Source organism: Crenobacter oryzisoli (assembly GCF_030385785.1).
Taxonomy (GTDB): domain Bacteria; phylum Pseudomonadota; class Gammaproteobacteria; order Burkholderiales; family Chromobacteriaceae; genus Crenobacter_A; species Crenobacter_A oryzisoli.
On sequence record NZ_JAUEDK010000026.1, the window covers coordinates 31,719 to 55,151 of the forward strand.

Here is a 23,433-nt window from a genome sequence, read left to right on the forward strand (position 1 = left end):
GTGTTTTCCTTCAATGATTATCCGGCCCGCCGGTCTCGTTCTTCCCGGCAAGGGCCTGAGACGCAAAGTGGCCATACTTTTCCGCCAAGCCCGTAAACGTCATTTGGGCCAAATAGACATGCGGCGCGCCTTGGTAGAACTGTTCGTAATGGGCGTGCCGGCTGGCAAAGTCAGAGCCCGTGGCATCCCAGACCAGTTTCATCAGCCGGATGCGCTCATCGGCCGACTGGGCCGACGAACGTATGAACCGCCGCAGCATCGGCCCGATGTCCGGATGGTCGAGGTCGTGAAGGGAGTCGGGCAGCTGTATCAACGCACCGCCGCAAAGCATTCGCAGCTCGTGGATGAATTTCGGGTAAATCTCACCCGCCAATATCCGCTGGGCGTAGGTGATTTCTCTGTTGAGACGAACGACCCCATCGTCCTCCGCTTTCGTCTCATGCCCCGCCTCGGCGGCGAGCACCGTCGATTTGGCGAGCTGGACATAGCCCAATAGGCGGCCGAGTTGGGCGCGGGCTTGCGGGTTGCCAGCGCTGCCATGGCTGTCGCATACGAGCGAGGCGAGGCCGGCCAGGAATTCCAGCTTGGTCCAGAAACGCACCGATGCCTGATGCGCCATATTGGTGTAGGCAGGGGTCTCCCACCACATGGCAAAGGTGCGCTGAATATCCCTATACGTCAGTACCCGTTCCCATGGGATGAATACATTGTCGAGCACGAGCAGTGCATCGTTCTCATCGAACCGCGAAGAGAGCGGATTGTCCTCGCGGCTGCGGGCGGCGTGTTCGTACGAGTCACGCGAAATGAGGATGACGCCGGGCGTTGCTGGCGTGACGGTAAAGCTCAATGCATAGTCGACATCGTCCTGCGAAAGCGGCTCGATAGTCCCGACGATGATTTCGTCGGCGAAGATGGCGGCCGTGCCGATGCTCTTCGCCCCGCTGACGACGATGCCACCGTCGGTTTCACGGACGGTGCGAACGCCAATATCGTTGCCCGGGCCCTGTTGCGCCAAGCTCTTGGCCTTGTCGATCTTCGGGTTAGTGATCGTGAAGGCTACAAACAGATTCTGTTCGGCAGTCCGCCGGTAGAGCGAGAGTACGTTCGCCGAGCCATCGAAGTCGCCGCCGGCAAATACATCGGGGCGAGCTGCGAAGCCGGCGATGCCAGACGCCATATAGTCCGGCGAGCGACCCAGGAATCCAAAGCTCTCCTCGGCCCATGTCTTATGGGCGATCCGCTTCGATACGAGCTCTTCATAACTGCGCGGAATCAGGAAGGAGAGGGCATGGCGGGTATCGCTCGCCGGGTCCAGATAGGTCAGAGCGGTACGCGATGCCGAGTCATGACTCAGCTCGTAAAGCTGGGCAAACGACTGTGCGGCGTTCCTGAACGCGGCAGCGGAGGTGACGTTTCCGACCTTTTGCTGGCCCAGCCAGACGATGCGGCCGTCGTTGAGGCTGCTCAGATAAGCGGCACCATTACGCATCATGCAGTGCTTCCTGTTGTTTGGAGGTGGTGGCTCGGGCCGTTCTGTCAGAGCCCCAGTAGGGTGAGGGTTCGTTGACCATCGTGCGTTCCATTGCCGAAATCCTCGCGTAGCGCGCTGCGATCGCTTCCAGTTCGCCCGGCCCAAACACATCCCTGGGGTCTTTGAAGCCTCCCGGTGCCTGGGCGTTGGCAATATCGATAACGACCTCCGGCCCCTTCTTGCGGTTGGCGATCTGCAACTCGGTCATCTTGACGCGCCGGTCGGCCTCGTAGGCAGACAGGGCCTTATCGAAGCGGGGATAGAGGCTCAGATAGTGGGCGAGGGCACAAGCGTCGATGATCGATTGCGTCGCACCGTTCGAGCCGATCGGGTACATCGCATGGGCCGCATCGCCGATCAGCACGATGCCGGCGCCGTGTGTCCACGTCGGCAGCGGCTCGCGGTCGACCATCGGATAGACGAAGGTGTCTGCGCTGGCGAGCATGATCGCTGCAGGCTCGACTCCGGCGAACTTCCAGCCCTCGAAATCCCTGGCAAATCGGCTGGGTTGCACCGGCAGATTCCAGTCGCCATGCGCATAGCCCTCGGCAGGGTTTTCCGGGGCGGCCGCGGCCCAGTTCAACAGGACTTCACTCGAGCCGGCCCGTTGGGCCATCGGGTAGACGACGAACTTTCGTATCCCGTCGCCGGCAATGATCATCGAGCTTCCGGTCAGAAACGGCTTCCCCCAGACGGTGCCGCGGAAAATCACCATGCCGTTGGCTGGCGGCGGTCCTTCATCCGGTGCGAGCAACCTGCGTACCGCCGACCTGATGCCGTCCGCGCCGATAACGAGGTCGGCCTTGTAGCGGACTTCCGCCCCGCTCGTGCGGTCGTGGCAGACGACCACCTGGCCGTCTTTCGCCTCTTGAACGTCGACGACTTCTTTGCCCGCGTGGACGGCGTCAGGCCCGAGTGCTTGCACCACCTGCTGGAGCAGTTGCATCTGGAGCCAGCCGCGATGAATCGAGAGCTGTGGCCAGCGGAAACCGGCGGCCTTGCCACGGTCCTCACGCCAGATGCAGTCCCCATGGTGGTTCATGTAAAACAGCTCGCTTGTTTGCACGCAGATCGGAAGGAGACCATCCAGCAGGCCGAGGGCGTCGAGCTCGCGAACTGCCTGTGGTAGGAGATTAATCCCGGAGCCCAGCGGCTTGATGTTTTCCGAGCGTTCGACAAGGCGGATCTGCGTAAACCCGTGAGCATGCAGTGCCAGCGCGGCGGTTAGACCCGCGATGCCGGCACCAGCGATGAGTATTCGTGCCGTCACGCATATTCTCCCTGACGTTGCGGCTGCTGGGCGGTGCCGGCGGATGCCGGCCGTAGTGCATTCTGGTGCTGGCGCGATCGTGGCCGAAGCTGCATCAGTGCTTCGTTCTCACGAGTTAGGTCCAGAATCCGCTTCAGTAGCTCAACCGGCGCACCGCCGCTGCCTTGGTCGTAAAGGCGGACGTCGGGGGAATAAGCTCGGCGAGCGATGCCGATGTGGCGGCCGCGGAACACTTTCAGCTGGTACAGCAGATCCGCCAGGCGGCTGGCACTCTGTACGATGCCTTCGTCCGGCTCGCCAGCTTGGGACTGGAGAAGGTCGGCGACCTTCGTCACCAGCGATGTCTTGGATGCATGGCGGGCATGAAAATCCCGCCAGGGAGGCAGGCTGTACTGCACCGACTCCAACAGAAAACGCTCATAATCGGGCTGATTGCGATCGGACGCCCATACGCAGAGGTCGATCAGCCACAATGGCGCTTGGGCTGCAGCAGGACCGAGGTAAGGTGTCCCTTCGACAGTGAATTCCTCGAAATACGGCCGCATCACTTGCGCGAAGAACACCGGTGATACGCGTGAGGTAACCGAGTCGATCGCATCGATCATTGAACGGCTTGCATCGCTCAGCATCCCGATCATGGGGGCAAAGCGCGCATCTCTGGGGTCCATCTCGCTCAGTGCTTCGCTGATCGACAGCGAAGCGCTCAGGTTCGGGAAGACGTGCACGACGGCGTCCTGCAGCCAACGCTCCTGTTCATCGCCGGTATAGGTTCGCCTGCGTTCCCCTGGCGGGTTCCATGAGGTGTAGTGGTGAACCGTATCGCGCGGGATCATATTGCTGTAGCGGCCAAGCGCAATCAGCGGCGGCTCGATTTCCGGCACGGCAGCGACCGGTTCGATGCCATGGCGCTTCAATGAGCCGGCGACGATGCCAATATCCCGCATCGCGGCGAGGGCAGCTTCGGCGCTCTCGATCCTGCAGGTCGCGATGTCTTTCGCGAGCGACCGCAGCAGTTGAGTCAGGGCGGCCGTATCGGCATTGCCATTCAACGCTGGCAGTGTGGAGAGCCGAGCATCCGCCTGCAGGGGGTCTAGGTTCTGGATGGTCTTGATGTTGAAGTAGGCGTGCTCTTCGAAGAGGTTCGAGTCGGGCAGGATCATTCAACATCTCCGACGGTGACGAGTGCTTCTGGCCGGTTGGCCGCCACCTTGCCTGCCGGCTGCCAGAGCCGCCGTTGAGCCCACTCACTCGGTGTAAGTGCCGTGATATCCAGTTTTTGACGAAGCTCGACCGCGCCGTTTTTGAAGAGCGTCGATGCGGGGTTGTGGAACGCCCAGTGGTAGATGCCGGCAATGCCGGCTGCCGCATCGGTGCCAAGAAGCCCGGCGATCGCGGTTTCGAAAACGGCCGGATCGAGCGAGCAGTAATTCAGAGGTCGACCCAGCGAATCGGCCAGCGCTGCCGCGAGCTCCTTGCCGGTCACCGGAGCAGAGCCGATCGCGATCGCTTGCTCGGGGATCACCGCGATGCGGTGCGCGATGCAAACAGCCTTGGCCAGGTCGGTGTGGCTGATCCACGAAACTTCCATGTCCGCAGGCAGGGGGTAATGCAACTCACCCCGCTGCTGCATGGCCACGATCGACGACGGCGCCAGCAGGTTCTCCAGGTACACCGCCGGCTGCAGGCAAACCATCGGAATGCCGCTGGCGCGGAGTATCCGCTCGGCGCTGAGGCGGGTGTCGAATCCCGCGACGCCGCTCATTTGTGCCGGCGTCCTGATGTTGGCATTGAACACCAATCGCTGAACGCCCGCTGCAAGCGCCGCACTTGCGATATTTTGCGCGTAGCTGTCGATGATGGTCGGGTCGTAGACCAGTGGGAGGGTGATGGTTGCGTTTGTCACCCCGGCAAATGCGGCAACCAGCGATGCCGGATCGCCCAAGTCGGCTACTGCTCGTTCGATGCCGGCGGAAAGCACGCTACGCTCGGAACGAACGAGCCCCTTGACGCGCTCGCCACGCTCCAGAAGTTCCTTGGCGATGGCGGCCCCCTGAGCGCCGGAAGCGCCGAGCACAAGATGCTGATTTTCTACCGGAAAGGGCATTTATAAACTCCTGAGCATTGTAGACGTGGCTCGGAATTTTATTTGTCATACCATTGTATTATCAATTAGGATACGGCCTGTATTCCTTAAGAATCGTCCAGAATGATCGACGAATCCGATGTCCTCACCCATGTGCTCGATCCGCTACGTCTCAATGGCATGTTCCTGAGCCAATGGGAGGTGAGCAGCCCCTGGGCGATTCAGGGTAAACCTGAGCCCTGTGCACTGATCCATTACATGGTGTCGGGAAGCGCGACGATCAGCATGCCGGATCAAGAGCCAGTGACGCTGGCCGAAGGAGACTTGGCGATGTTTCCGCGTGGCGACACGCATATCGTCGGTGATTCGCCAAGGACCCCGCCACGCCCCCTGGAGGACGTGCTGCCCACGCGTAGTACGGGCAAGTTCAGTCTCATCCATCTTGATGGGGGTGGGGAGCCGGGGCGGATGCTGTGCGCAGGGCTGCACTACGAGGCGGACGGTGTGTTGCCGCTGTATCACCTGCTGCCATCGCTGCTCGTTGTCGAGGCCGAGCAAATCAGCAAGGAACCCCTCCTGGCGCATATGCTTGACGGCTTGAAGCGAGAGATCAGAGAGCATCACGAGGGGCGCAACCTCGTCCTGTTGCGGGGGTTCGAGCTGGTGTACCTGCTTGGACTTAGGGTCGCGCTGCGTGACCCCAGCGCGCTCGGGAGGGTCGCCAGTGTCCTGCGCAACCCAGGGATAGGGCACGCACTCACTGCGATCTATGAGAACTACGACTACCCATGGACGCTCGAGTCGCTCGCCCAGAGTGCCGGGATGTCGCGGTCTGCGTTTGCCCAGACGTTCAAGCAGCTGATTGGCGAAGCGCCCGCACGGCATCTGATGTGCAGGCGGCTGGCCGAGGCGAAGCGACTGCTCAGCGTCACGACGCTGTCGCAGGAGGCGATCGCGAAGAAGATTGGCTACGAGAGCACTGTCGGGATGCATTTGGCGTTTCGGAGCCTCTACGGCACCACGCCGGGCGCCTTTCGCAAGAAACATCAGGCCAAATTGCGTCGGAACGGCTGACGGTAGCCCATGTTGGGGGGAGACTAGCGCAACTTCATGTTCTCAGAGCCTGTTCAAGGTCAAGGATGATCCGCACAGCAAATCGTCGTACGGGTGGTGCATGGTCTAGAGTTGAACCGTCGCTGCCATCGATTGGACTCCTGCGATGGCGAAGCTGTCGCATGTCAGTGCTTGACTCGGGTTACTGCTGAGTTGGGCTCCATCCTTGAGGTGCGCCTCTCGGAGCTTCATAAAAATTGCTACAAGCTTCGCAAAGGCTGATGCGACAGCCGATGCGACTGCGCTTCCTGCCGTTTCTGACGCAGACCGTCAGTGGCAATCGATCAACTAGCGTAATTCGCCGGTGGCGATGACTACCCCGACCAGCCCCTCACCAGGCTAGGGACAGCTCGAACGAGGACCCTGCTGTGCGACCGACCTACATTGACAAGACCCTGGCGGCGTTACCCGTCTCCCCGAATCTGGTCGAGAGGGAGGCGCTGTGCCGTACCTTCTCCTGGGAAGGGCCGCGGCGCGAGTTGGCGGGGTTGCCGGGAGGTGGCATCAATATCGCGCACGAAGCGGTGGACCGCCACGCTCTGGGTGTGTGGCGCGACCAGATTGCGCTACGTCTGTTGGCGGTTGACGGTACCTGTCGCGACATCAGCTACGCCCAACTAAGCCAACTGAGCAATCGCTTCGCCAATGTCTTGACCCGTCTGGGCATTGGGCGCGGCGACCGTCTGTTCGTGCTGTGCGGCCGTAGGCTGGAGCTGTACCTGGCGGTGCTCGGCGGCTTCAAGGTCGGGGCGGTGGTGTCCCCGCTATTCTCCGCCTTTGGCCCAGAGCCGATTGCTACTCGGGTGAAGCTGGGGGAAGGCGCGCTATTAGTGACGACCGAATCGCTGTATCGACGCAAGGTTGCAGGGGTACGGTCGGAGATGACGTCGCTGCGCCATGTGCTGCTGGTCGGGGAGGGAGATGCCTTGGTCAACCCGCCGCAGGGCACTTTTGATCTTGCCAGCCTGATGGCCGAGGCCTCCGATGAGTTTGCCATCGTACCGACCCAAGTCGATGATCCCGCGCTACTCCATTTCACCAGCGGCACCACTGGCACGCCGAAAGGGGCTCTGCATGTGCATGGCGCCGTGCTGACCCATTACGTGACCGGCAAGTATGCGCTCGATCTGCATCCGCAGGACATCTACTGGTGCACTGCCGACCCGGGCTGGGTCACGGGTACCTCCTATGGGATCATCGCGCCGCTATTACATGGTGTGACCAGCATCATCGATGAGGCTGAGTTTGATGCCGAACATTGGTACCGCATCCTGCAAGACGAGCGGGTGAGTGTCTGGTACACGGCGCCGACCGCGATCCGCATGCTTATGAAGGCCGGGCCGGAGCTGGCTCACCAGTTTCGCTTCCCGGATCTCCGCTTCATCGCCAGTGTTGGTGAGCCGCTCAATCCGGAGACGGTGTGGTGGGGAGTCGATGTCCTTGGACTGCCCATACACGACAACTGGTGGCAGACCGAAACCGGTGGAATCATGATCGCCAACACCGTGGCAATGCCGATCAAACCGGGCTCGATGGGGAAGCCGCTGCCAGGCGTCGAGGCCTGCATCGTACGACGGCTGGCCGACGGCTCCGTCGATGTCTTGCATGAGCCGGACACCATCGGTGAGCTTGCGCTTAAAAAAGGCTGGCCGTCGATGTTCTGCGCCTACCTGGGGCAGGACGAGCGTTACCGCAAGTGCTTTTCCGATGGGCTCTACCTAACCGGCGATCTGGCTCGGTGCGACGCAGACGGTTATTACTGGTTCGTTGGCCGGGCCGATGACGTGATTAAATCGGCAGGCCACCTGATTGGACCATTCGAGGTGGAAAACGCGCTGATGGAGCACCCCGCCGTGGCGGAAGCGGCGGTGATAGGCAAGCCTGACGAGATGGTGGGCGAAGTGGTCAAAGCCTTCGTCTTGCTCAAGCGCGGCATCGAAGCCAGCGAAGCGCTGCGCGCCGAGCTGCTTGGTCACGCCCGCAAGCGCCTGGGCGCGGCCGTGGCACCGAAGGAGATCGTCTTTCTTCCGTCATTGCCGCACACGCGTAGCGGCAAGATCATGCGCCGCCTGCTCAAGGCGCGCGAGCTGGGCCTGCCGGAAGGAGATCTGTCGACGCTGGAGGAGGGCACATGAGCTCGCAGACCCAGACCAGCGACACATTGATGCTACCGCCGGGTCCCGTCCCCACCGCTCCCGTTCCCTTCGCTCCCGAACTGGCGCTGGGCCTGCTGCGCGACATGCTGCGCATCCGGCGGCTGGAGGAAAAATGCGCCGAGTTGTATGGCGCCGGACAGATTCGCGGCTTCCTCCATCTCTATATCGGCGAGGAGGCGGTGGCGGCCGGTGCCATGCGTGCGCTGAGCACCGACGACACTGTGGTTGCTACCTACCGAGAACATGGCCAGGCGCTGCTGCGCGGGGTGTCGATGCGCGCCATCATTGCGGAGATGTTCGGCAAGCAGGAGGGTTGCTCGCGCGGGCGCGGCGGATCGATGCATCTGTTCGATGCCCAGTCACGCTTTTTTGGCGGCAACGCCATCGTCGGCGGCGGCCTGCCGCTGTCCGTGGGGCTGGCACTGGCCGACCGCATGCAGGGCATTCGCCGCGTTACGGCTTGCTTCTTTGGTGATGGCGCGGTGGCCGAAGGGGCCTTTCACGAGTCGATGAACCTCGCTGCGTTGTGGCAGCTGCCGGTGCTGTTTTGCTGTGAGAACAACCTGTACGCCATGGGCACCGCGCTGCCTCGCTCCGAGTCTCAGACTGACTTGTGCCTCAAGGCCGCCAGCTATCGCATCGCCTCCCGTGCCGTCGACGGCATGGACGTCGTCGCCACGCACCAGGCGGCGCTCGAGGCCGTCGATGCGGTGCGTAGTACGCAGCAGCCGTTCTTTCTCGAATTCCAGACCTACCGCTTCCGGGCGCACTCCATGTTCGACCCGGATCTGTACCGTGACAAGGCGGAAATCGAGCACTGGAAGGAGCACGGGCCGATCCACACTTACACTGCACGCCTGAAAGCACAGGGACTATTGGCCGAAGAGCAGTTCTTGGCGCTCGACGTCGAAGTCGGACGCGAGGTGGACGACGCCATAGCGTATGCCGAAGCCGGTCACTGGGAGCCAGTCGCAGACCTGCTGCGCGACGTGCACACCCCGGCCGGCGGGAGTTCATCATGAGCCGCATCAGCTACCGCGAGGCCTTGCGTGAGGCGCTGCAAGAAGCAATGCAGCGAGATCCGCGCGTGTTTCTGATGGGCGAGGATGTCGGCCGCTACGGTGGCACCTACGCGGTTTCCAAAGGGCTGCTGGCGGAGTTCGGCCCCGAGCGCATCCGCGACACGCCGCTGTCGGAACTCGCTTTCGTCGGTGCCGGTATAGGGGCTGCGCTGGGCGGGCTGCGGCCGATCGTTGAAGTAATGACGGTCAATTTCAGCCTTTTGGCGCTGGACCAGATCGTTAACACCGCTGCCACCCTGCGGCATATGTCCGGAGGGCAGTGCTCGGTGCCACTCGTCATCCGCATGACCACCGGAGCCGGTCGCCAGCTTGCAGCGCAGCACTCGCACAGCCTGGAAGGCTGGTATGCCCATATCCCCGGCATCCGCGTGCTGGCGCCTGCCACGCTGGAGGACGCGCGCGGCATGCTTTGGCCGGCGCTGGAAGACCCCGACCCGGTGATCCTGTTTGAGCACGGCCAGCTCTACAACGTAGAAGGCGAGCTGGCCGAAGGTGTGACGGTGGACATCCGCTCCGCCAAGGTGCGCCGCGCAGGACGCGACCTGACGCTGATCGCCTATGGTGGCCTGCTCGGCAAGGCACTGGAGGCGGCAGAACAGTTGGCCAGAGAGGGTATTGACGTCGAGGTGATCGATTTGCGAGTGCTGCGTCCGCTCGACGACGCCACGCTGCTCGCCTCGCTTGCCAAGACCCACCGCCTGGTGGTGGTGGACGAGGGCTGGAAGAGCGGGAGCCTCGCCGCCGAGGTGGTTGCCCGCCTCACCGAGCAGGCCTTCTACGAACTCGATGCCCCACCTGTCCGGGTGTGCAGCGCCGAAGTCCCTATTCCCTATGCCAAGCACCTGGAAGAAGCGGCGCTGCCGCAGGTCGCCGTCATCGTTGCGGCGGCGCACGGCGTGTGCGGCACCTGACGCTCTTGGAGAACCTCATGGATGACGCAGCCCGCCAGCGCGTGCTGGACGTGATGAACAGCCACAACCTCTGCACCATCGCCACCGTCCGCGCAGACGGCTACCCCCAGGCCACCACCGTCGCCTACGTCAACGACGACCTGACCCTGTACCTGTGCTGCGACGTGCATGCACAGAAGCTGCGTAACATCCGGCTCAACAACAAGGTCTCGCTCACCATCAACCGCTACTACACCGACTGGCGCGAGATTCGTGGCCTGTCGCTTGGCGGCCTGGCCGAAGAGGTGCAGGGCCGGGGTGAGATCGAACAGGTACTGCGCCTGATGCTGGCCAAATTCCCGCAGTTTTCCGATTTGGCGCAGGTGGAGAATCTGGCCAACGTGGTCGCGGTGATCAAGGTCACGCCCCAGGTCATCTCACTGCTCGATTACCGCCAGGGCTTTGGCCACACCGAGTACCTGGAGGTGTGATGGCTACCGCCCGCCAGCAAGCCTCCGGCCCCGGCAGAAAGTGCGCGCCATGATCGAGTTCAAGTTGCCGTCGCTTGGGGCTGACATGGACGAGGGCAAGCTGCTGGAATGGAAAATCCAGCCCGGCGCCACGGTGAAGCGTGGCGACATCGTCGCCATCGTCGACACCGCCAAGGCCGCCGTGGACATCGAAAGCTGGGTGGAGGGCACGGTGCACCAGCTGCTGATCGAGGTGGGTGACAAGGTGCCGGTGGGCACCCCCATCGCGCTGCTGCTGGCGCCGGGTGAAACGGCGGAGAGCGTCGCGCAGCCTGCTGCGGCCGTACCCCGTCGGCGCATCTCGCCCGCCGCCCGCCAGCGCGCCGCCGCACTCGGCGTCGATCTTGCCAGCGTCACCGGGACGGGGCCGGATGGTGCAGTCACGCTGCAGGACGTCGAGACCAGGGCCGCGCAAACCACCGCCCCGTCCGTCGACCGCGGCGCCGAGATGCGCCGTGCCATCGCCGCGGCGATGAGCCGCTCCAAGCGCGAGATTCCGCACTACTACCTCTCCGAAGCCATCCCGCTTCGTTTGGCGCTCAGCTGGCTGGAACGGTGCAATGCCGAGCTCCCTGTTACCGAGCGCCTGCTGCCCGCCGTGCTGTTGCTAAAGGCGGTGGCGATCGCCACAAGGCGCTACCCGGAAATGAACGGCCATTGGCTCGACGGTGCCTTTCGTGTGGCTCCCGCAGCCCATCTCGGCGTGGCGATTTCCCTGCGCCAGGGCGGACTGATTGCCCCGGCGCTACACGACGTAGCGGCCAAGCCACTCGACGTGCTGATGCACGAACTCGCCGACCTGGTACGGCGCGCCCGTGCCGGCTCGCTGCGCAGCTCCGAACTGGCTGACCCGACCCTGACCGTCACCAACCTTGGCGAGCAGGGCTGCGAGTCGGTGTTCGGCGTGATCTACCCGCCGCAGGTCGCGTTGGTCGGCTTTGGCCGGGTGATGGAGCGGCCGTGGCTGGAACAGGGGAAGTTAGTGGCAATGCCCAGCGTCATCGCCAGTCTGTCCGGCGACCACCGCGCCAGCGACGGCCATCGCGGTGCGCTGTTTCTTGCCGAGATTCGCACCTTGCTGCAACAACCTGACACCTTGTAACCCCTACGGGAGCACCGCCATGGACCGCACCGCCCTGCGCACCGTTGTCCTCGCCACGCTGCGCACCATCGCTCCGGAAGTAGAAGAGGGCGAACTGCGCGATGACCGCCCACTACGCGAGCAGATCGATCTCGATTCGATGGATTGGCTCAACTTCATCATCGGTCTACATGAGAGTCTCCAGGTTGATATCCCTGAAGCTGATTATCGTGAGTTGATCTCGCTGAATGCCGTACTCGACTACCTCGAGGCCAGACTGAGCGGTGCCGTTTCCGCACAGGCACTCAGTGGGGGTAAGCCTTGATTCCTGCCCTGGTTTACCGACCGAATATCGCTGGCGCTGCTGAGGGCAGTTGCCGGTCTATGGACCGGCATCGGCCGCGTGGTCTATGTACTGTCAGAACATGCTCTGTTGGGCCGCTGACTGGAGACCATCCGTAGACCCCAACCTTCTTGCTGTCGTGCCGCGAAATGTTCGACCGTGGCCAATAGGTTCTTACAGGAGGGGGCCTAATTCCTTCCGGTCTCCCTCCTTTTCGCCAACGAATCGAGTAGGGCGGTTGTCGGCGCCATGCCGCTCAACTTACAATCGGCCGATCATGTACCGACTGCTCCGAGTTCTCACGCTGATCGTCTCCGTGGCCATGCTGCCTATGCACGCCACGGCGCTGGCGGCCGCGAATCCGGAATGCAGCCGCATGGTGATGTTGTCGCCGCAGTCAACCGACAAACCGGCCGACGGTGCGGCGATGGTGCACAAGGCCAAGGCCGCCGTCTCCGACGTCGATTGCTGTTCGCCACATCTTGTCGCCTTGCCGGTGTCGCTGCCCACCGGAGCCGTCGCCGCCAATGTCCCGCAGCAGGCCACCTGCGACGCCCGCTTGGCCGATCGTTGTCTCTCCCCGCCTGAACGCCCTCCACGCAGCTGATTCCCGCTCTTTTGTGCCGTCCTGCGACTGCTTTGCAGTCGTTATGCCATCGTGCCGGCAGCTTTTTGCGTGCCTGTAACACGCCTGTGCCGGCCAAAACCAGGAATCAGTCTGATGAAAACCCGTCAATTTGCCATTGCCGCGCTGGCCGTCTTTTTGCCGATGACCCTGCAGCCCGTCCTCGCCGCCACCAAATTGGTGACGATGTACAAGTACAAGGGCTGCGAGTGCTGCGAGAAGTGGGCCAAGCACCTCGAGGCCCTCGGCTTCACGGTCAAGACCGAGCTGCGCGACGACCTGACACCGGTCAAGCAGCAGGCCGGGGTGCCGCAGGAGCTGGGTTCCTGCCACACCGCGCTGATCGACGGCTACGCGTTCGAGGGCCATGTGCCGGCCGACCTGATCGCCAAGGTCTTGAAGGATAAGCCGAAGATTGCCGGTCTTGCCGTGCCGGGCATGCCGCTGGGCTCTCCGGGCATGGACGTGCCGTCCGGCCAAAAGCAACCGTATCGGGTAATGGCATTCAGCCGAAATGCTGCCCCGACTATCTACGCCCAGCGTTGATTTCGGGTTGAGCAGAACGTGGCGGCAGGGTAACCTGCCCGCCACCCCATCACAGGACTATTGCGTGGAGCGTTCCCTCGTTTCCTCTCTCGTGTTGCCGTTGCTGTTGCTCAGCTGCCTGATGTTCAGCGCGCCGAGCTTCGGCGCCAAGCAGGACGATGATGCTTCCGATGCCCCGGCCGCGAGCGACGGCCAGAATTCCAAAAATGTTGCCAGCGCGCTGGCCGGCGACATCCTGATGCAGGCGATGGGGCTGGTCGGCGTCGCCTATCGCTTCGGTGGTAGTTCGCCCACCAGCGGTTTCGACTGCAGCGGCCTGATCCGTTATGTGTTCCAGCGCTCGATCGGCATGGACCTGCCGCGCACCGCCGCCGAGCAGGCGCGCACCGGCAAGGCGGTCAACCGGGACGAGCTGCAGACCGGCGACATCGTGTTCTTCAATACGCGCGGCTTCGCCAATTCGCACAGCGGCATTTATTTGGGCAAGGGCAAGTTCATCCACGCGCCTAGCTCCGGCAAGAGCATCAGCATCAGCGACATGAACGAGGCGTACTGGACCACGCACTTCAACGGTGCACGCCGGGTGCTGCGACAACAGTAACCGGTAGCAGTCTGCGCGGCTGCGGCGATGACGCATCGTAGCTATTGTCGATGCTTTGGAGAGAACCACGAACGGGTAGGGCCGGCCGTGGTTTTTTTATCGCCCAGGCTCGGGCCGGGTTGGGCCGAGCATTGCCGTGCACGATACTTCGGACCCTGAACGAGCTGCCTTGAGCCGGGTTCCATTGGAGTGACTACAACGTCGATCGACAACTGTTGCATCGCAACATGATCGGTGTAGAGTGACGGTTCCAAACCGCCCATCGGGAGAGCTGTATGTTGTCGCAAACCGCTGCTTTTTCCGTTGTACCGTCAGGTGCCTCTGACATAACCAGTTACTGGGTCGATACCTGGCAGCGCTCGATCCTGTTCCTTGACGTGCTGCGCGAACGCGGCAATGTGTTTCTCGAGCACGCGATGTCCGGCAAGCCGCCGGTGCTGGTGTTCGATTACGAGGTGATTGTCGACGGGCGAGAACTGGAGCGCCCCGCCAACTATGCGCTCGCTGCGATCAAGCCGCCGGCCGCCTGTCCGCCCACTGACCCGAAGAAGCGCCCCTTCGTGGTGATCGATCCGCGCGCTGGTCATGGGCCTGGCATCGGCGGCTTCAAGATGGACAGCGAGATCGGTATTGCGCTGCAGCAAGGCCATCCGTGCTACTTCGTGATGTTTTACCCGCAGCCTGAGCCGGAGCAGACGCTGGCGAGCGTCGGGCTGGCGGAAAAAGTGTTTCTCGAGAAGGTCAACGAGCTGCACCCGGATGCACCCGGCAAGCCGTTCGTGATCGGTAACTGCCAAGGCGGATGGGCGCTGGCGCTGGTGGCGGCGCTGTATCCGGAGCTGGTCGGGCCTATCCTGCTGGCCGGCTCGCCGCTGTCGTACTGGGCCGGCGTCGAGGGCAAGAACCCGATGCGCTATACCGGTGGCCTGATGGGCGGTACCTGGGCGGCCTCGTTTGCCGGCGACATCGGTAATGGCCAGTTCGACGGGGCGTATCTCGTTAACAATTTCGAGCAGCTCGACCCGGCCAATACCTATTGGAACAAGCTCTATCGGCTGTACGACAAGGTCGACACCGAGCGCGAGCGCTTTCTGGAGTTCGAACGCTGGTGGGGCGGCCACTTCATCCTCAACAAGGCCGAAATGGAGTGGATCACGCAAAACCTGTTCGTCGGCAACCGGCTGACTGCCGGCGACCTGTATACCGCCGACGGCAAGCGCCGTATCGATCTGCACAATATCCGCTCGCCCATCATGGTGTTCGCGTCATGGGGCGACAACATCACCCCGCCGCAGCAGGCGCTCAACTGGATTCCCGATCTGTACGACAGCGTCGAGGACATCCGCGTCAACGAGCAGACCATCGTCTATTGCTTGCACGAGAAGGTCGGCCACCTGGGCATCTTCGTGTCGGCCGGGGTGGCGACCAAGGAGCACAACGAATTTGCCACGGCGCTCGACCTGATCGATGTGCTGCCGCCCGGTCTCTACGAGGCGGTGATCCAGGACACCCATCCGGAAACGCCGGGCCTGGAATATGCAGAGGGTCGCTACGTTATCCGCTTCGAGCCGCGCGATGTCTCGGACATCCTCGCGCTCGACGACGGCCGCGAGGACGAGCGCGCTTTCGAGGTGGTGCGGCGCGTCGCCGAAATCAATCAGACGATGTACGACAATTTCGTCTCGCCGTGGGTGCGTGCGTTCTCGAACGACTACACGGCCCTTCTGCTGCGTAATCTCAACCCGGCCCGATTCGGGCGAGCGCTGTTCTCCGATCTGAACCCGACGCTCTGGGCGGTGAGACCGATCGCCGAGGCGGTACGCGCGTATCGCCAGCCCGTTGCTGATGACAACCCGCTGCGTCAGATGCAGGAGAAGGCCTCCGAGGCCATCACCGATGCGCTGGATAACTATCGCGATAGCCGCGACGCGCTTCAGGAACATGTCTTCAAAACGGTCTACGAGTCGCCGTGGCTTGCCGCCATGGTCGGGCTACAGCCACCACGCGAGCGTCGGGCGGCGGCGCGCCGGCACAGCTGGGCGCACGACGAGATGCTGCGGCTCAAGCGGCTGGCGCTTGACGGCGGATTCGAGCAGGGCTCGCTGTTGGAGGGCTATCTGCGCTTGATGATCTATGTCGCGATAGGTACGGGGGTGGTCGACGAGCGGCCGTTCAACGGCATCCGTCGCGTGATGCGCGACACCGGCCTCGACAAGACCATCACGCTCGAGCGATTGAAGGAGACGATCAAGCAGCAGACTTATCTGGTACGTGCGGACGAGGAGCGGGCGCTGGCAGGCTTGCCGCAGCTGCTCACCGACCCGCATGAACGCCGGCGAGCGTTCACGCTGATGCGTGAGTTGCTTGAGCTGTGTGGTCCGATCAGCGAGGGCAAGATCGAGAGGCTGAAGCGGGTGGCTCAGGTGTTGGAGCTGGACGCTGGGCATGTCGGTGAGAGTGTGCTCGCCCGTGCTGCGGCGGCAGAGGCCGAGCCGGCCCCGGTGGCCGGCGACACGGCGGTCGTTGCCCCGGTGGAAAGTAAGCCAGTCACCAAGCGCGTCGCGAGCAAGAGCACGGCGAAGCCGGCGGCGGCCAAGACAACTGCCAAGCCTGCCGCATCGGCCAAGCCCCCGGCGGCGTCCGCCGGAAGCAAGCCGGCAGCTTCGCGCCGCAAACCGGCCGCGGCCAAGCCTGTTCCCGATTCCGCCGTTTCGGCGGCAGCGGCTCCGGTCAGCGCCGAGCCGGAGTACCTGAAGGTTACCGACCGCCTCGAGTCCGTGATGCCGCCGGCGGCTAATGCACCGGTGGCGCCGAGCGGGAAAACCGAAACGGCGCCAGTGCAGGGCAAGCCAGCAGGTGAGAGCGAGTAAGGGGTATCTACCCAAACAAAACGGCACCTTGGGTGCCGTTTTTCGTTGCTCTGGACAGGCCGGGCCAGCGCGGCCCGCTAGGTCGGTCATGTGCAGCGCCTGCTTATGATCTGCTGCACTCGGGTGATCCTGTTCTGAACTGGTGCTCAACATGCTCATGTACTCTCTGTGCATTCCGTTTCGCGCCATTTCGCCTTGGCAGACCCTTCGTTCGCGAGATCGCAAACAGGCTCTCAGGCAAAGTGGCAGGCGACTTTGTGACTCCCATCCAGTTCGCGTAGCGCTGGTTCTTCACGCCGACAACGCTCGGCCGCCTGCGGGCAGCGCGTGTGAGAGCGGCAGCCGCTTGGTAGCGAGGGCGAGTGGTCGATTTTTCCTCCTCCGCTCGTTGTGTCACATCGGATTGAAAACTGTTTAATAGGTCAAGCGCCTGGTTTTTTAAACCGTTCGTCACCCCGTCAATGACAATGGCCATGATCTACCTATAGTGGGAACACGCTGAACTACGGAAAGCGGGGTGGCGATGGAGGCAGTCAAGCTATTCGAGTTGATGTTGCGAGAGGAGGGCGCGGTACCGACCCAACTGTCGAACCTGCATATCGTGGCGCTGCTGGCGGAAAGCCTGGCAGCGATTTCGCCAAAACTGTCACAGTCTGAATTGTCTCGCTTGATCGCGGTGGGGGTGCTGGTGAGGCACCAGATGGCCTCGAGCACTTCGCCGCAATGGTTGGAGCACGCATCTGAATCGTCGCTGCAGAGCGGCTTCCCCTCCACGGAACCTCTGCATTGACGCCCATCCCCCGTCTTGACGGGTTGATGCCGCCTTGAAGGTGGCTTGGCAGTAAAAACGCCCCGCAATGCGGTAATGCCGTTCACTTAAGCCGTTCAGTCCGGATTTTAGCTTCGAAGAACGCTTGGAAGTAACAAAAAAGCACCGTTTTTCCACCTTGGTGGGCGGTGCTTTTTCCTTAAGTGAACGGCATTACCGCAATGCGGGGCGTTTTACATTGGGCATTCGGACAAGCTTAGCGGTTATTGATATGTCAGCTCGTGCGCCTTGCCCCAGAACACTCGGTAGGCGAACACGGTGTAGCCGAGAATGGTCGGCAGCACCACGGCCGCGCCGGCTAGGATCACCTTGAGCGCCTCGGGGCTGCTGGCGGCCTGCCAGATGTCGAGCTGGTCGATCACCAGCTGTGGGAACACGCTGTACGCCAGGCCCCAGAACGCCAGTACCACGATGCCGACGGTGCAGGCGAACGGTAGCCAGCAGAAGTTGTCGTTGCCGGCCGCTTGGCGGCGTGCCAGTCGCGGCAGCGCCAAGGCCAGTGTCACGAACAGCGCCAGCGAGATCAGCGGCAGCGGCAACAGCAGCAGGAAGTCCGGCAGCACGAACCATTTCTCGGCGATGCGCTGGCTCACCAGTGGCGTGACCACCGACACGGCGATTACCGCCAGCGCTGTGCCGGCCACGCTGTGGCGGGCCCAGCCGATGGCGCGCGCTTGCAGCCGGCCTTCGGTCTTCATCACCAGCCAGCCGGCGCCAAGTAGGGCGTAGGCGGCGGTCAGGCCCACGCCGGTCAGCAGCGAGAAGCCCCAGGCGGCCAGGCCCGGCTCGAAGCCGGTCAGGTAGCGGCCCAGCATCACGCCCTGCGACAGCGAGGCGAGCAGCGAGCCGGTGGCGAAGGCGGCGTTCCACCACGGCTTGTGGTCGGCGTGCGCCTTGACACGGAAGTCGAACGCCACGCCGCGCAGGATCAGCCCCAGTAGCATCAGCGCCACCGGCAGGTAGAGCGCGCCGAGGATCACCCCGTGCGCCATCGGGAAGGCGGTCAGCAAGAGGCCCACGCCCAGCACCAGCCAGGTTTCATTGGCGTCCCAGAACGGGCAGATCGAGGCGATCATCATGTCCTTGTCGTCTTCGTCGGCGAAGGGCAGCAGCACGCCCACGCCCAGGTCGTAGCCGTCCAGGATCACGTAGATCAGCATGGCCAGGGCCATCAGACCGGCGAAGATCACCGGCAGCCAGTAAGCGGCAGTCATGCTGTCACCTCTTTCAGGTTGGCCGAAGGCCGGGCAGCGGGTTTGCCGGCCTTGCGGGCGAGATAGAACACCACGGATACGTAGGAGAGCAGCAGCACCACGTAGAGCGCCAGGTACATGATCAGGGTGGTCAGGATCATCGGTGCCGGTACTTTGGACGCGGCCTGCGCGGTGGTCAGCACGCCGTAGACCAGCCAGGGCTGGCGGCCCATCTCGGTGACGTACCAGCCGGCCACGGTGGCGATCCAGCCGGAGAAGGTCATCGCGATCAAGAGGCGCTGCAGCCAGGCGGCCGGCTCACCGCGCTTCTTCAGCTGCCAGGCGGCGAGCCAGGCGGTGGCGAGCATCAGCATGCCCATGGCGACCATCACGCGGAAGCTCCAGAACACCTTGGCGACCGGCGGGTGGGCGCCCTTGAATTCGTTCAGGCCCTTCAACTCGCCGTCGATCGAGTGGGTCAGGATCAGGCTGGCCAGCTTCGGCACGGTGATGGCGTAGTCGTTGCTGCGGGTTTCCTCGTTGGGGAGGGCGAACAGCGTCAGCGGCGCGCCTTTCTCGGTATTCCACACGCCCTCGACCGCGGCGATCTTCTCCGGCTGGTGGTGCAGGGTGTTGAGGCCGTGCATGTCACCGACGAAGATCTGTACCGGGATCAGCAGCGCGGCCAGGAACACGCCGCTCTTCATCGCCTTGGCCACGGCCGGCACGCGGTCACCGCGCAGCCAGCGGTAGGCCGACACGCCCGAGATCAGGAAGGCGATGGTCAGGCCCGAGGCGAGCAGCATGTGCGTCAAGCGGTACGGCATCGACGGGTTGAAGATCACCTCCAGCCAGTTGGTGACGTGTGCCTGGCCGTTGATCATTTCGAAGCCGGCCGGGGTCTGCATCCAGGAGTTGAGCGCGATGATCCAGAACGCCGACACCGTGGTGCCGCCGGCCACCAGCACGGTGGCGAGGGTGTGCACGCGGTTGCTGACGCGCTTCTGGCCAAACAGCATGATGCCGAGGAAGGTGGCCTCCAGGAAGAACGCAGTCAGCACTTCGTAAGCGAGCAAGGGGCCGGCGATGTTGCCGACGGTCTGCATATAGCCCGGCCAGTTGGTGCCGAACTGGAAGCTCATGGTGATGCCGGACACCACGCCCAGCGCGAAGGTGAGGGCGAACACCTTTACCCAGAAGCCGTAGGCGTCCATCCAGGCGTTGTCGCGGGTCTTGTTGTAGCGCAGCTTGAAGAACAGCAGCATCCAGCCCATCGCGATGCTGATGGTTGGGAACAGGATGTGGAAGGTGATGTTGGCGCCGAACTGGATGCGCGCCAGCGTGATTGCGTCGAGTTCCATCAGGCCTCCTCGCCGCCGTTGCGGCTGGTCATCTTGCTGAGCGACTGGGTGAACTGCAGTACCTTGGTGACCTTGGAGCCGAGCTTCATCAGCCGCTGCAGCGTTTCCACGTCCAGGTTCTGGATGTCGGAGAACCAGCTGGTGACGAGTTCGATCAGCTGGTACATCTCCTTCATGCGCGCCTGCGCATGCTTCTCGGCGTCGCTGGCCGGGCGCTCCATCATCGCGCCGCGCAGCATGGTCAGCGTCGGCTCCACCTCGCGCTTCTTGCGCTCTTCGGCCAGGGTTCTGAAGATTTCCCAGACGTCGTCCGGGGTGGAGAAGTACTCGCGGCGGTCGCCCGGGAAGTGCTGCAGCTTCACCAGTCGCCAGGATTCGAGCTCCTTCAGCCCCATGCTGACGTTGGAGCGCGAAAAGCCCAGGCTTTCGGCGATTTCATCGGCGTTGATCGGCCTTTCGGATACATAGAGCAGGGCGTAGATCTGCCCGACCGTGCGATTGATGCCCCAGCGGCTGCCCATCTCGCCGAAATGCAGCACGAAGGACTGTACGAGTGGTGGTGTGTTCATGATGTTCTCAATTTTCAGTAATTTCTGAAAGTTTGATAGAGATCATATGCTGACTGATTTGATGGGTCAATGAATGATGCTGGAAATGCGGGGAAGCTGCGACGAAACGCCGCATGAAGCAAGGCTTTGGCCGGCATGGGCCGGCCAAAGATAGGGAAGGGGATAGACGGGGAGAGACGGGGCGTTGGGCTCAGCCTGCCGCGTCGAGCAGGCTGTGGCCCTTGTCGGTCAACCACAGCAGGCGGCGCGCGCCGTCTTCGCGCAGTTCGACCAGGCCCGGCCCCGGCAGCGTGGGGCTGTCGCCCAATGCCGCCAGCAGGCGATAGAGCTCGCTCTGGCCGAGGCCCAACACCTTGCAGGCGCGCGGCAGCGACACGCCGTCCTGTTCGGCCAACAGTGCGAGCAGCGCCAGCGCCTGGTCCTGCTGGCTCATAGCGCGTGGCTCAGCCGCACCGGGATCGACTTCGACGCTGGGGTGCGCGCCTTGTCGGCCACGTTGGATAGCGGCACCAGGCTGTTGGTCTCGGGGAAGTAGCTGGCGAGGCAGCCCTCCGGGATGTCGTATTCGACCAGCAAGAAGCGCCGCGCTACGCGCTCGCCGTCGTCCCACAGCGAGGTCATGTCCACCCACTGGCCGGCTTGCATGCCGAGCCGGGCCAGGTCCTGCTTGTTGATGAAGCAGACGCGGCGATGACCGAACACGCCGCGGTAACGGTCGTCGAGGCCATAGACGGTGGTGTTGTACTGATCGTGGCTGCGCACCGTCATCAGGTTGAACAGCGGGCCGTCGCCCAGTTTGGTCTCGAAGCGTTGGCGATCTGGCAGCGGATGCGAGATCAGCCGAGCCCGCGCGCCGGCGGTGCGCCAGCGCTGCTCGCGCGCGGCGTTGCCGAGGTAAAAGCCGCCCGGCACGTGCACCCGCGCGTTGAAGTCGGCGAAGCCGTCGACCACTTCGGCGATCTTGTCACGGATGCGGTCGTAGTCTTCGACCAGCCACAGCCACGGCGTCTTGCTCTGCGGCAGCGTGGCCGCTGCCAGGCGCGCCACGATGGCGGGCTCGGACAAGAGGTTGGCCGAAGCAGGCGCGTTCATGCCGGTGGAGATGTGCACCATGCTCATCGAGTCTTCCACTGTCACGCCCTGCACGCCGCCTGCCTGGCGGTCGATCTCGGTGCGGCCGAGGCAGGGCAGGATCAGCGCCTGCTCGCCGTGCACCAGGTGCGAGCGGTTGAGCTTGGTGGTGACATGGACGGTGAGCCGACAGTTGCGCAGCGCCTGGTGGGTGCGCTCGGTGTCCGGCGTGGCGGTGGCGAAGTTGCCGCCCATCGCGAAGAAGACCTTGCCCTCGCCGGAGAGCATCGCCGCGATGGCACCGACCACGTCGTGGCCGTGCTCGCGCGGCGGGGTGAAATCGAACGCCGCGCCGAGCTTGTCGAGGAAGGTGGCGGCAGGCTTCTCGTTGATGCCCATGGTACGGTCGCCCTGGACATTGGAGTGGCCGCGCACCGGGCAGGCGCCGGCGCCGGGCTTGCCGATATTGCCCTTCAGCAACAGCAGGTTGACGATCATCTGGATCGTCGCTACCGAATGGCGGTGCTGGGTGATGCCCATGCCCCAGGTGCAGATGGTCGCGTTGCTTGCGGCGTAGACGGCGGCGGCCTCGCGGATCTGCGCCTCGGTCAGGCCCGACGATTCCTCCAGCGCTGGCCACGCTTCGGCCAACACCTCGTCGCGCAAGGTATCGAAACCGTCGGTGTGCGCAGCGATGAAGTTGCGGTCGAGTGCATCGGTTTCCAGCAGCACCTTGATGATGCCTTTTACCACGGCCAGGTCGCCGCCGATGCGCGGCTGGAAGTACAGCGAAGCCAGCTCAGTGGCGCCGCCGGTCAGCATCTCCACCGGGCTTTGCGGGTCGGTGAAGCGCTCCAGCCCCCGCTCCTTCAGCGGGTTGAACACCACGATGCGGCAACCGCGCTTGGCCGCCGCGCGCAGCTCGCCGAGCATGCGCGGATGGTTGGTGCCGGGGTTCTGGCCGAAGATGAAGATCGCCTCGGCCTGGGTGAAGTCGTCCAGCGTGATGGTGCCCTTGCCGACGCCAATCGCCTCGATCATGCCGACGCCGGACGGCTCGTGGCACATGTTCGAGCAGTCGGGCAGATTGTTGGTACCGAACTCGCGCGCGAACAGCTGGTAGAGGAAGGCCGCCTCGTTCGAGGTGCGCCCGGAGGTGTAGAACAGCGCCTGGTCGGGGTGGTCGAGCGCGTTGAGCTCGCGCGCGACCAGCGCGAAGGCGTCGTCCCAGGCGATCGGCCGGTAATGGTCGCTGGCCGCGTCGTACACCATCGGCTCGGTGAGCCGGCCCTGCGATTCCAGGAAGTAGTCGTCCTGGTCGGCCAACCAGGCGACGCTGTATTTTTCGAAGAACGCCGTGTCGACGGTGCGCTTGGTCGCTTCGGCGGCGACGGCTTTGACGCCGTTTTCGCAGAACTCGAAGGTGGAGTGGTGGTTGCGGTCGGGCCAGGCGCAACCCGGACAGTCGAAGCCGTCCGGCTGGTTGGAATGCAGCAGGGTGGCGATGCCCTTCTGCAGGATGCCCTGTTCGCTGATGTGCTTGAGCGAGCTTTTCAGGGCGCCCCAGCCGCCGGCGGGTTGCTTGTAGAGTTTGATGCGCTGAGTCACGGTGTCGACGCGGATGAGCGGTAGATGCCCAGATTATCGCAGATCGACGCCGAGGTTGGCCGAACCGTTCGGGATTCGACC

The 23,433-nt window shown here is 63.3% G+C and carries 22 protein-coding genes; 12 read left to right on the forward strand and 10 right to left on the reverse strand.

The features are described 5' to 3' along the window. Window positions 1-10: 10 nt before the first annotated feature. From QU481_RS14560 to QU481_RS14575, 4 genes are read right to left on the reverse strand one after another with little or no spacing between them, the layout of a single operon-like run. Window positions 11-1,492 (reverse strand): 4-hydroxyphenylacetate 3-hydroxylase family protein, encoded by a 1,482-nt coding sequence (locus QU481_RS14560; protein WP_289830763.1) that lies wholly within the window; start codon window positions 1,490-1,492, stop codon window positions 11-13. Next, complete coding sequence (locus QU481_RS14565; RefSeq protein WP_289830764.1) at window positions 1,482-2,801, reverse strand: FAD-dependent monooxygenase; 1,320 nt, start codon at window positions 2,799-2,801, stop codon at window positions 1,482-1,484. Before QU481_RS14565 ends, QU481_RS14560 begins: the two co-directional genes overlap by 11 nt. After that, a complete protein-coding gene (locus tag QU481_RS14570; protein ID WP_289830765.1) occupies window positions 2,798-3,961 on the reverse strand; it encodes a monodechloroaminopyrrolnitrin synthase PrnB family protein in 1,164 nt (387 codons plus the stop codon). Before QU481_RS14570 ends, QU481_RS14565 begins: the two co-directional genes overlap by 4 nt. After that, window positions 3,958-4,905, reverse strand: a complete 948-nt coding sequence (locus QU481_RS14575; RefSeq protein ID WP_289830766.1) for an NmrA family NAD(P)-binding protein — start codon at window positions 4,903-4,905, stop codon at window positions 3,958-3,960. The genes QU481_RS14570 and QU481_RS14575 overlap by 4 nt, the downstream gene beginning before the upstream one ends. A gap of 102 nt (window positions 4,906-5,007) precedes the next feature. Between QU481_RS14575 and QU481_RS14580 the strand changes: the two genes are divergently transcribed. From QU481_RS14580 to QU481_RS14630, 11 genes are all read left to right on the forward strand, one after another. After that, the gene (locus QU481_RS14580; RefSeq protein ID WP_289830767.1) at window positions 5,008-5,958 is read left to right on the forward strand and encodes an AraC family transcriptional regulator; all 951 of its coding nucleotides are present in this window, start codon (window positions 5,008-5,010) and stop codon (window positions 5,956-5,958) included. Window positions 5,959-6,365: 407 nt separating this feature from the next. Next, entirely contained in the window at window positions 6,366-8,132 is a 1,767-nt protein-coding gene (gene acsA / locus QU481_RS14585; RefSeq protein WP_289830769.1) for an acetate--CoA ligase, read from the forward strand. Next, window positions 8,129-9,175 carry a pyruvate dehydrogenase (acetyl-transferring) E1 component subunit alpha gene (gene pdhA, locus QU481_RS14590; protein WP_289830770.1) on the forward strand — a complete coding sequence of 349 codons (1,047 nt, stop codon included), beginning with the start codon at window positions 8,129-8,131 and terminating at the stop codon, window positions 9,173-9,175. Before acsA ends, pdhA begins: the two co-directional genes overlap by 4 nt. Continuing rightward, on the forward strand, window positions 9,172-10,146 hold the full coding sequence (locus tag QU481_RS14595) for an alpha-ketoacid dehydrogenase subunit beta (protein ID WP_289830771.1): 975 nt from the start codon (window positions 9,172-9,174) through the stop codon (window positions 10,144-10,146). Before pdhA ends, QU481_RS14595 begins: the two co-directional genes overlap by 4 nt. 17 nt (window positions 10,147-10,163) lie before the next feature. Then, window positions 10,164-10,616, forward strand: coding sequence for a pyridoxamine 5'-phosphate oxidase family protein (locus QU481_RS14600; protein WP_289830772.1), 453 nt, complete (start codon window positions 10,164-10,166; stop codon window positions 10,614-10,616). 49 nt (window positions 10,617-10,665) lie between these two features. Next, window positions 10,666-11,757 (forward strand): dihydrolipoamide acetyltransferase family protein, encoded by a 1,092-nt coding sequence (locus QU481_RS14605; protein ID WP_289830773.1) that lies wholly within the window; start codon window positions 10,666-10,668, stop codon window positions 11,755-11,757. A gap of 19 nt (window positions 11,758-11,776) precedes the next feature. Further along, complete coding sequence (locus QU481_RS14610) at window positions 11,777-12,061, forward strand: acyl carrier protein (RefSeq protein WP_289830774.1); 285 nt, start codon at window positions 11,777-11,779, stop codon at window positions 12,059-12,061. A gap of 295 nt (window positions 12,062-12,356) precedes the next feature. After that, window positions 12,357-12,686, forward strand: a complete 330-nt coding sequence (locus QU481_RS14615) for a hypothetical protein (RefSeq protein WP_289830775.1) — start codon at window positions 12,357-12,359, stop codon at window positions 12,684-12,686. Between the two features lie 114 nt (window positions 12,687-12,800). Further along, window positions 12,801-13,250 (forward strand): DUF411 domain-containing protein, encoded by a 450-nt coding sequence (locus tag QU481_RS14620; RefSeq protein ID WP_289830776.1) that lies wholly within the window; start codon window positions 12,801-12,803, stop codon window positions 13,248-13,250. A 64-nt stretch (window positions 13,251-13,314) separates the two neighbouring features. Beyond that, a complete protein-coding gene (locus QU481_RS14625) occupies window positions 13,315-13,851 on the forward strand; it encodes a C40 family peptidase (protein WP_289830777.1) in 537 nt (178 codons plus the stop codon). 275 nt (window positions 13,852-14,126) lie between these two features. After that, window positions 14,127-16,721 (forward strand): DUF3141 domain-containing protein, encoded by a 2,595-nt coding sequence (locus QU481_RS14630; protein ID WP_289830778.1) that lies wholly within the window; start codon window positions 14,127-14,129, stop codon window positions 16,719-16,721. Between the two features lie 233 nt (window positions 16,722-16,954). Here QU481_RS14630 and QU481_RS14635 read toward each other — a convergent pair whose 3' ends face one another. After that, window positions 16,955-17,140: an oligopeptide/dipeptide ABC transporter ATP-binding protein gene (locus tag QU481_RS14635; RefSeq protein WP_346432441.1), complete on the reverse strand. Its 186-nt coding sequence runs from the start codon at window positions 17,138-17,140 to the stop codon at window positions 16,955-16,957. 98 nt (window positions 17,141-17,238) lie between these two features. Between QU481_RS14635 and QU481_RS14640 the strand changes: the two genes are divergently transcribed. Then, window positions 17,239-17,511 (forward strand): hypothetical protein, encoded by a 273-nt coding sequence (locus QU481_RS14640; RefSeq protein ID WP_289830779.1) that lies wholly within the window; start codon window positions 17,239-17,241, stop codon window positions 17,509-17,511. Between the two features lie 242 nt (window positions 17,512-17,753). Here QU481_RS14640 and QU481_RS14645 read toward each other — a convergent pair whose 3' ends face one another. The 5 genes from QU481_RS14645 to QU481_RS14665 all read right to left on the reverse strand — a co-directional run bounded on the left by QU481_RS14645 (window position 17,754) and on the right by QU481_RS14665 (window position 23,352). Next, window positions 17,754-18,764, reverse strand: coding sequence for a cytochrome d ubiquinol oxidase subunit II (locus QU481_RS14645; protein ID WP_289830780.1), 1,011 nt, complete (start codon window positions 18,762-18,764; stop codon window positions 17,754-17,756). After that, on the reverse strand, window positions 18,761-20,104 hold the full coding sequence (locus QU481_RS14650) for a cytochrome ubiquinol oxidase subunit I (RefSeq protein WP_289830781.1): 1,344 nt from the start codon (window positions 20,102-20,104) through the stop codon (window positions 18,761-18,763). The genes QU481_RS14645 and QU481_RS14650 overlap by 4 nt, the downstream gene beginning before the upstream one ends. After that, entirely contained in the window at window positions 20,104-20,673 is a 570-nt protein-coding gene (locus tag QU481_RS14655) for a GbsR/MarR family transcriptional regulator (protein WP_289830782.1), read from the reverse strand. Before QU481_RS14655 ends, QU481_RS14650 begins: the two co-directional genes overlap by 1 nt. 190 nt (window positions 20,674-20,863) lie before the next feature. Then, window positions 20,864-21,106 (reverse strand): helix-turn-helix domain-containing protein, encoded by a 243-nt coding sequence (locus QU481_RS14660; protein WP_289830783.1) that lies wholly within the window; start codon window positions 21,104-21,106, stop codon window positions 20,864-20,866. Continuing rightward, window positions 21,103-23,352 (reverse strand): FdhF/YdeP family oxidoreductase, encoded by a 2,250-nt coding sequence (locus QU481_RS14665; protein ID WP_289830784.1) that lies wholly within the window; start codon window positions 23,350-23,352, stop codon window positions 21,103-21,105. Before QU481_RS14665 ends, QU481_RS14660 begins: the two co-directional genes overlap by 4 nt. Window positions 23,353-23,433 lie beyond the last annotated feature (81 nt).

Bases quoted from the DNA above. Each gene is read 5' to 3' on its own strand.
- QU481_RS14560 (WP_289830763.1), bottom strand. From the start codon at position 1,492: ATGATGCGTAATGGTGCCGCTTATCTGAGCAGCCTCAACGACGGCCGC.
- QU481_RS14570 (WP_289830765.1), bottom strand. From the start codon at position 3,961: ATGATCCTGCCCGACTCGAACCTCTTCGAAGAGCACGCCTACTTCAAC.
- QU481_RS14575 (WP_289830766.1), bottom strand. From the start codon at position 4,905: ATGCCCTTTCCGGTAGAAAATCAGCATCTTGTGCTCGGCGCTTCCGGC.
- QU481_RS14580 (WP_289830767.1), top strand. From the start codon at position 5,008: ATGATCGACGAATCCGATGTCCTCACCCATGTGCTCGATCCGCTACGT.
- pdhA (WP_289830770.1), top strand. From the start codon at position 8,129: ATGAGCTCGCAGACCCAGACCAGCGACACATTGATGCTACCGCCGGGT.
- QU481_RS14595 (WP_289830771.1), top strand. From the start codon at position 9,172: ATGAGCCGCATCAGCTACCGCGAGGCCTTGCGTGAGGCGCTGCAAGAA.
- QU481_RS14600 (WP_289830772.1), top strand. From the start codon at position 10,164: ATGGATGACGCAGCCCGCCAGCGCGTGCTGGACGTGATGAACAGCCAC.
- QU481_RS14605 (WP_289830773.1), top strand. From the start codon at position 10,666: ATGATCGAGTTCAAGTTGCCGTCGCTTGGGGCTGACATGGACGAGGGC.
- QU481_RS14610 (WP_289830774.1), top strand. From the start codon at position 11,777: ATGGACCGCACCGCCCTGCGCACCGTTGTCCTCGCCACGCTGCGCACC.
- QU481_RS14615 (WP_289830775.1), top strand. From the start codon at position 12,357: ATGTACCGACTGCTCCGAGTTCTCACGCTGATCGTCTCCGTGGCCATG.
- QU481_RS14620 (WP_289830776.1), top strand. From the start codon at position 12,801: ATGAAAACCCGTCAATTTGCCATTGCCGCGCTGGCCGTCTTTTTGCCG.
- QU481_RS14630 (WP_289830778.1), top strand. From the start codon at position 14,127: ATGTTGTCGCAAACCGCTGCTTTTTCCGTTGTACCGTCAGGTGCCTCT.
- QU481_RS14645 (WP_289830780.1), bottom strand. From the start codon at position 18,764: ATGACTGCCGCTTACTGGCTGCCGGTGATCTTCGCCGGTCTGATGGCC.
- QU481_RS14650 (WP_289830781.1), bottom strand. From the start codon at position 20,104: ATGGAACTCGACGCAATCACGCTGGCGCGCATCCAGTTCGGCGCCAAC.
- QU481_RS14655 (WP_289830782.1), bottom strand. From the start codon at position 20,673: ATGAACACACCACCACTCGTACAGTCCTTCGTGCTGCATTTCGGCGAG.
- QU481_RS14660 (WP_289830783.1), bottom strand. From the start codon at position 21,106: ATGAGCCAGCAGGACCAGGCGCTGGCGCTGCTCGCACTGTTGGCCGAA.